The organism is Methylibium sp. (genome assembly GCF_035762065.1).
In the GTDB taxonomy this organism is placed as follows: domain Bacteria; phylum Pseudomonadota; class Gammaproteobacteria; order Burkholderiales; family Burkholderiaceae_C; genus Methylibium.
Map to the genome: position 1 here is coordinate 1 of NZ_DASTPW010000039.1, position 6,710 is coordinate 6,710.

The 6,710-nt window shown below is 73.6% G+C and carries 6 protein-coding genes and 1 pseudogene; all 7 read right to left on the reverse strand.

Going from position 1 to position 6,710, the window contains the following annotated elements; all coding sequences use genetic code 11:
- Positions 1-337, reverse strand: a pseudogene (locus VFR90_RS10435) (hypothetical protein); the annotation flags it as partial.
- Between the two features lie 143 nt (positions 338-480).
- Entirely contained in the window at positions 481-1,407 is a 927-nt protein-coding gene (locus tag VFR90_RS10440) for a glycosyltransferase family 2 protein (protein WP_326406067.1), read from the reverse strand.
- 5 nt (positions 1,408-1,412) lie between these two features.
- Positions 1,413-1,973, reverse strand: a complete 561-nt coding sequence (locus VFR90_RS10445) for an LbetaH domain-containing protein (RefSeq protein ID WP_326406068.1) — start codon at positions 1,971-1,973, stop codon at positions 1,413-1,415.
- A complete protein-coding gene (locus VFR90_RS10450) occupies positions 1,970-3,175 on the reverse strand; it encodes a glycosyltransferase (protein ID WP_326406069.1) in 1,206 nt (401 codons plus the stop codon). The genes VFR90_RS10445 and VFR90_RS10450 overlap by 4 nt, the downstream gene beginning before the upstream one ends.
- Complete coding sequence (asnB, locus tag VFR90_RS10455; RefSeq protein ID WP_326406070.1) at positions 3,172-4,968, reverse strand: asparagine synthase (glutamine-hydrolyzing); 1,797 nt, start codon at positions 4,966-4,968, stop codon at positions 3,172-3,174. The genes VFR90_RS10450 and asnB overlap by 4 nt, the downstream gene beginning before the upstream one ends.
- A gap of 4 nt (positions 4,969-4,972) precedes the next feature.
- Positions 4,973-6,016, reverse strand: a complete 1,044-nt coding sequence (locus tag VFR90_RS10460; RefSeq protein WP_326406071.1) for a glycosyltransferase family 9 protein — start codon at positions 6,014-6,016, stop codon at positions 4,973-4,975.
- On the reverse strand, positions 6,016-6,710 hold a 695-nt coding region (locus VFR90_RS10465), incomplete at its 5' end, for an NAD-dependent epimerase/dehydratase family protein (RefSeq protein WP_326406072.1). The genes VFR90_RS10460 and VFR90_RS10465, both read right to left, overlap by 1 nt.

The window sequence follows — 6,710 nt, forward strand, 5'->3', positions numbered from 1 at the left end:
GCGTCTGGCCGGGCACCGACGTCACGGTGCCGGTGCCGGTGCCGGGGGCGGTGCCGGGGGCGGTGCCGGTGCCGGTGCCGGTGCCGGGGCCGGGGGCGGTGCCGGGCGGGGCTGGGGCCGGGGCCGGAGAAGGCGTCGGGGCCGGCGTCGTCGGTGAAGGCGTGGGCGCCGGCGTCGTGACCGGCTGCGTGCCGCCGGTGGCCGGCGGCGCGTCGGTCGCTTCTTCGCCGCCGCCCTGGCAGCCGGCGAGCAGCGCGCCGATCAGCAGGCTCAGCATCGCGATGCGTCGCGGCCGTTCGAACACGGGCACGCGGGCCGGGGAGGACGAGGAAGTCATGGCAGCGAAGTTCGGGTCCGAATGACGCTGGACCGTATCAGCGGTCTCCTGCACAACCCCCCATTCAGAGGTCTCGGAGGTAACGGTTGGCAAGCCCTGCGGCATCGTGCCGCGAAGGCCTTCACAGGCTTCGCGCTACGTCGCTACGCGGCCGCTTCCTCGAGCTTCAGGCCCGTGAGCCGCCGCAGGGTTTCGAGCGCCGCCGCCTTGTCGTCGATGGGCAGCAGCTGCGCTTCGAGCTCGGCCACCTTCGCGCCGACGAGGAAGCGGTACCAGCCGCCTTGCAGCGCGTGGTAGACGAGCCCGGCGCGGCCGTCGAGGAAGCCGAGCTGCACGAGGTAGCGGAACAGGAAGTAGGCGGTCGAGCTCAGCGGATACGGGATGCGGTTGTAGACGCGCTCCTTCAGCCGCCGCTTGAACGCCGCCTGGTCGTCGCCGCTGCCTTCGAGCACCGCGTCGTCGCGCGCGAACAGGCGGTGGCGCTGGTTCAGCACCTCGACGGCCTCGCGCGTGGCATAGCGGTTGTGCTTGTCGATGAAGTAGCCGAGGTCGCCGAGGTTGTGGTCGGTGAAGTCGTGCTCGAAGTCGATGGTGCGGCCACCCTGCACCACCACGTGCTCGTCCATCCAGCGGTCCTCGACGCGGCCCTGCCCGCAGCGCCACAGCCGCAGCAGCCGCAGCGGGTAGCGCCCGCCGTGGCGGATCCAGCGGCCGAGGAAGACGTGGCGGCGCTTCAGCCGCACGCCGGCGACGTCCTCCGGCAGCGCCGGCAGCCTGCGCGCGATCTCGTCGGCGAGCTCGCGGCCGAGGTATTCGTCGGCATCGAGCCGCAGCACCCAGCGCGTCCCGATGCCGGCCTCGTCGAGCGCCCACTGGCATTGCCGCGCCTGGTTGACGAAGGGATGCGTCAACACGCGCGCGCCGAAGCTCGCGGCGATCGGCACGGTGCGGTCGGTCGAGCCGCTGTCGACGACCAGCAGCTCGCGTGCGATCGCGCGCACCGATTCGAGCGCGCGGGCGATGTGGCGCTCCTCGTTGTGCGTGAGCACGACGACGGTGAGGTCGAGCATCGGGTTCAGCCGAAGCGCGTGCGCGCCTTCAAGGGCCGCGCCGGGTTACCGGCGTGCACCGTCCACGGCGCAAGATCGCCGAAGGCGCAGCCGCGCGCGCCGAGCACCGCGCCCTCGCCCACCGTGACGCCCGGGCCGACGAAGGCCTCCGCGGCGATCCATGCGCGCGCGCCGATCGCGATCGGCGCGGCGGTCAGCTGGAAACGCGGGTCCTCGATGTCGTGCGTGCCTGCGCACAGGTGCGCGCCCTGCGAGACCAGCGCATGCTCGCCGAGCGTGATGCGGCCCATCGAGTAGACGATCACGCGCGGCCCGATGCACGCGAACGCGCCCATCTCCAGGTTCGCCGGCGACCACACGCGCGCGCTGCCGTAGACCTTGGCGCAGGGCGCGAGCCGCGCACCAAAGGTCCGCAACAGCAGGCAGCGCCAGCGGTTCAGCGCAGGCGGCGTCCACGCGGCCAGCAGCAGCCAGCAGCCGTTCCAGGCGATGCGGTACAGCCGGTTGCCGAGCGTGAAGCTCGGCGAGTCGGTGCGGCTTCGCTGCTCGGCACGCAGGATGCTCATCGTGCCGCTCCTCGCGCGCGCTCGACCGCGAGCCCGGGGGTGGGCGGCGTCGGCGTGCGCCCCGCGAGGATCTCCAGCAGGCTGTCGGCCATCGCCTCGACCGTGAAGTGCGCCTCGAAGGCCCGCCGCGCGTCGATGCGCATCTGCGCCTGAGCCGCGGGCGGCAGGGCCAGCCAGCGTCGCAGCAGGTCGGTGCAGCCGGCGAGCGTGTCCGGCGCGACCAGACCGGCGCGCGCGGCCTCGACCTCGCGCCAGATGTTGACCTGGTCGGAGATCAGCACCGGCACGCCGCATCCCAGCGCCTCGGCGACAACGATGCCGAAGTTCTCCTGGTGCGAGGGCAGCACGAAGGCCTCGGCCGCGTGGAAGGCGCCCCACTTCGCGTCGCCTTGCAGCATGCCGGGCCAGGTGATGCGTTCGCTCGCGCCGAGTCTGGCAGCCTGTTCGCGCAGCCGCGCGAGCCAGCCGGTCTGGTCGGGCCCGGCCATCACCAGGTGCAGCGAGGCATCGGAGGCCGCGACGCGCGCGAAGGCCTCCACCAGCAGATCGCAGCCCTTCTTCTCGTGCAGCCGGCCGACGAACAGCAGCAGCCGCTTGCCGCGCAGCGCCGGATGCAGCGCGAAGAAGCCCTCGCGCAGCCGCTCGGCGTCCTGCGGCGGCGTCGCGGTGCCGTAGGAGGCGACGGCTTCGCGCGCGCGGTACAGCCCGAAGGATTCGCGCGCGAGCCGCCGCTCCTGTTCGCAGGTGAACACCACCGCCTGCGCATCGCGCAGCACGCGGTAGTCGGCCCACGGCCAGTAGAGCCATTTCTTCAGATGCTTGAGCGGATACCGGCGCTTGAACCACGGGTCCAGCATGCCGTGCACGAAGACGTAGTACGGCACCGCCGAGGCGCGCAGTGCCCGCCACGCGCCGAAGGCGTGGTAGTTCCAGAGGCCGTGCACGATCACGGCGTCGTAGCGGCTCGCGTGTTCGCGCAGCCACGGCACCAGGCGCCGGTTGTAGCGGTAGCTGCCGAGCGACGAGGGCCCGAGCGCGTGGACCGGCAGGTCCGCGTCCGCGGCGACGGCGTCCGGCGCATCGAGGCTCAGCAGCTCGACGGCATGGCCGCGCCGCTGCAGGCAGCGCCCGCGCTGGCGCACGCCCTCGATCGGCCCGCCGCCGCGCGGATCGACCGACGGCAGCACGTGCAGCAGCCTCATGCCGCCGCCCCGGTGAAGTGCCGGTAGACGTAGCCGGCCCATTGCCGGTGATTGCCCAGCCGCGCGCTCAGCCCGGCGGTGAGCCAGCGCTGGGTGGGGATCGAGAAGCCGGTCTTCGGCCGCTCCAGGATGGCCGCCGGCAACGCCGGCGCCACCGCGCGCGCGACCGCGCGCTTTTCGTTGGCCCGCCCGAGCTGCGGCAGCGCGACGATGTTCGACAGCAGCTCCATGTCGGCCAGCGGCGTGCGGATCTCGAGCGAATGCGCCATGCCGGCCCAGTCGGCATCGCGCAGCAGCTGGTGGCGCATGTACCACTGCATCTCCAGCGCCGAGACCTGCAGCCGCTCGGAGGCGATGCCCTCGATGCTGGCGGCAAGCGTCGGCTCGGTCGCGAGCGCCTGCAGGCCGTCGCGCGCCATCGCGTCGCCGATCAGCCCCGGCAGCTCCCAGGGCATGTGCAGGCAGCGCCGCAGCATGTAGGCCCCGGCCATCGAGCTGCCGTATTCGAGCAGGCCGGCGTACTTCGGCGAGGTCAGCGCGGCGCAAGCCGGCGCCGCGGCGCGCCGCAGCAGCCGCCCGGCGCCACGAAACGCGCCGAAGCCGCGCAGCGCCCGGTGCAGCCGCGGCACCTGCTCGAAGCTGGGGTAGGAGCCGAGCAGCTCGTCGCCACCCAGCCCCGACAGCGCCACCTTCAGCCCCTGCCGCGCCGCGGCCTTGGCGACGAACCAGACGTTGACGCCGTCGATGCTCGGCTGGTCCATCGCCGCGAGGATCGCGTCGCGATCGGCTGCGAAGTCGGCCGCGCCGATGCGGCAGAGCTGGTGCCGCGCGCCGAGCGACCGCGCGGCCTCGGACGCGAGCGGCGCCTCGTCGTCCGGCGTGCCCGCGTACTCGTCGAAGCCCAGCGTCACCGTGCGCAGCTCGCCGGCGGCCGAGGCGGCGGCGGCGATCATGGTCGAGTCGAGCCCGGCCGAGAGGAACACGCCGACCGGCACGTCCGCCACCATGTGCGCGCGCACGCTGGAACGCACCGCCTCGGCGTTGGCGCGCAGCGCGTCCTCGGCCTCGCCCGCGGAGGCACCGGCCACGCGGCCCTGCGCGAGCGTCTCGCGGGGGCTGGCGAAGGCGACGGGCGCCGCGACGCGTCCGTCGCGCACCTCGATGCCGTGGCCGGCCGGCACCGCGCGGATGCCGCGATGCAGCGTGTACGGCTCGGGCACCGAGCCCCACAGCATGAAGCCGGCATGCCCGGCCGCGTCGGGCGCCGCGTCGACGCGCCCGGCCAGCAGCGCCTTGACCTGCGAAGCGAAGCGCAGCGTCGCGCCGTCGTCGGCGATGTACAGCGGCTTGATGCCCAGCGGATCGCGCGCGAGGAAGAGGCGGCGCTCGCGCTCGCTCCAGATCGCCAGCGCATACATGCCGCGCAGCAGCACCAGCATCGACGGGCCGCGCTCGACGAACAGCCGCAGCAGCACTTCGGTGTCGGAGCTCGAGCGCAGCGAGGCGCCGCCGTCATGCAGCTCGCGGCGCAGCGCCTGGTGGTTGTAGATCTCGCCGTTGAAGACGATCGTGTGGCCGCTCGCCGCGTGGTGCATCGGCTGCGCGCCGCCCTCGCTCAGATCGATGATCGCCAGACGGCGATGCGCGAACGCAATGCGGCCGTCGGCGTTGCGCCAGCGCGCGTGGCCGTCCGGGCCGCGGCTGCGCAGGCGCTCGTCGATGCGTGCGAGCTCGTCCCCGTCGACCGGCGCCGCGCCGTCGCGGTAGGCATGGATCCCGGCGATGCCGCACATCGTCTCAGCACCGTGCGGCGTGGACCGGCTCAGGCTGCGCGAGCGTGGCGAGCACCGCCGCGCGCACCTCGGCGACACCGATCGTCTCGACGCCTGCCATCCGGTGGATCGCGGTGTGGCCGACGCCGATCGGATGCCACAGCGCCGGCGGCTCGTGGCTGCCGAACAGCCCCACGCAGCGCACGCCGACCGCCGCCGCCAGATGCATCGGTCCGGAGTCGTGGCCGACGAAGGCGGCCGCGCTCTCCATCGCCGCGGCGCTCTCGCGCGGGGTGAGGGCGCCGCAGGCGTTGACCGCGCCCTCACCCCAGCGCGCGGCGGCATCGGCGCCGCGCGCGTGGTCCTCGGGCGCACCGACCACCAGCAGCCCGAAGCCGGGCCTCGCCGCGCGCAGTTCGCCGAGCAGCGCCTGCCAGCGCTCGACGCCCCAGTCCTTGATCGCGATCTTGCCGCCCATGTTGATCGCGAGGAACGGCCGGCCGCCGAGCGCCGCGCAGACGCGCCGCGCGTTCGCGCGCTCGTCGGCGGTCAGCCGCAGGTCCCACAGCGCGCGGTCGGCGAGATCGATCGCACCCAGCGGCGCGAGGCAGCGCGCGAGCCGCGAGCCTTCGGACTCGAACAGCCCGCCGGCGTCGCGGCGGTTGCGGCGCAGGTCCTCGGCCAGGGGCGCGCCGACGATCGACGGCACGCCGCACAGCTTGAAGAAGGAAAGGTCGCGCCACAGGCCGAGCCGGCTGCGCGTGGGCATCAGGTAGACCAGCGCGCTCGGCGCCAGCGCGCGGATCTGCCGCGCGAGCCGCCACAGACCGGCCGGCGAGCGCAGCCCGACGGGGTAGGCGAGGTAGTCGTCGATCAGGCCGACGCCGCCGACCACCGCCTGCGCCGGCGCCGCCTTCGTGCTGACCGGCACGTTGGTCAGCAGCACGCGGCGGCTGGTCGCGTAGCACTGCGCGATGCGGTGCAGGCAGGGCAGCGCGACCACCGTGTCGCCGAGGCTGCCGATGCGGAAGATCAGCACCGTCGATCCGGGCGCCGTGCCGTCGGGCATCACCGGTCGCCTTCGGCGAGCAGGGCGTCGAAGTAGGCGATGGTCCTGCTCAGGCCTTCGGCCAGCGGCACGGTGGGCTGCCAGCCGCCGAGCACGTCGCGCGCCAGGCCGATGTCGGGGCGGCGCTGCTTCGGGTCGTCCTGCGGCAGCGGCAGGTGGCGCAGCCTGCTCTTCGACGCGGTGAGCGCGATCACCTGCTGCGCGAGTTCGAGCATCGAGAACTCGCCGGGGTTGCCCAGGTTCACCGGCCCGGCGAAGTCGTCGGGCGTCGCCATCGTGCGCAGCACGCCCTCGATCAGGTCGTCGACGTAGCAGAAGCTGCGCGTCTGGGACCCGTCGCCGAAGACCGTCAGCGGCTGGTTCGCGACGGCCTGGCGCACGAACGTCGGGATCGCGCGGCCGTCGTACGGGCGCATGCGCGGCCCGTACGTGTTGAAGATCCGGACGATGGCCGTGTCCACGCCCTGCTGGTTGTGGTACGCCATCGTCAGCGCCTCGGCGTAGCGCTTCGCCTCGTCGTAGACGCCGCGCGGGCCGATCGGGTTGACGTTCCCCCAGTAGGTCTCCGGCTGCGGGTGCACGAGCGGGTCGCCGTACGCCTCCGAGGTCGAGGCCATCAGGAAGCGGGCGGCGTCGGCGTGCGCCCGGTCGAGCAGCGCCATGGTGCCCGCTGAGCCGATCTTGAGGATCTCCA

Bases quoted from the DNA above. Each gene is read 5' to 3' on its own strand.
- VFR90_RS10440 (WP_326406067.1), bottom strand. From the start codon at position 1,407: ATGCTCGACCTCACCGTCGTCGTGCTCACGCACAACGAGGAGCGCCAC.
- VFR90_RS10460 (WP_326406071.1), bottom strand. From the start codon at position 6,016: ATGCCCGACGGCACGGCGCCCGGATCGACGGTGCTGATCTTCCGCATC.
- asnB (WP_326406070.1), bottom strand. From the start codon at position 4,968: ATGTGCGGCATCGCCGGGATCCATGCCTACCGCGACGGCGCGGCGCCG.
- VFR90_RS10445 (WP_326406068.1), bottom strand. From the start codon at position 1,973: ATGAGCATCCTGCGTGCCGAGCAGCGAAGCCGCACCGACTCGCCGAGC.
- VFR90_RS10450 (WP_326406069.1), bottom strand. From the start codon at position 3,175: ATGAGGCTGCTGCACGTGCTGCCGTCGGTCGATCCGCGCGGCGGCGGG.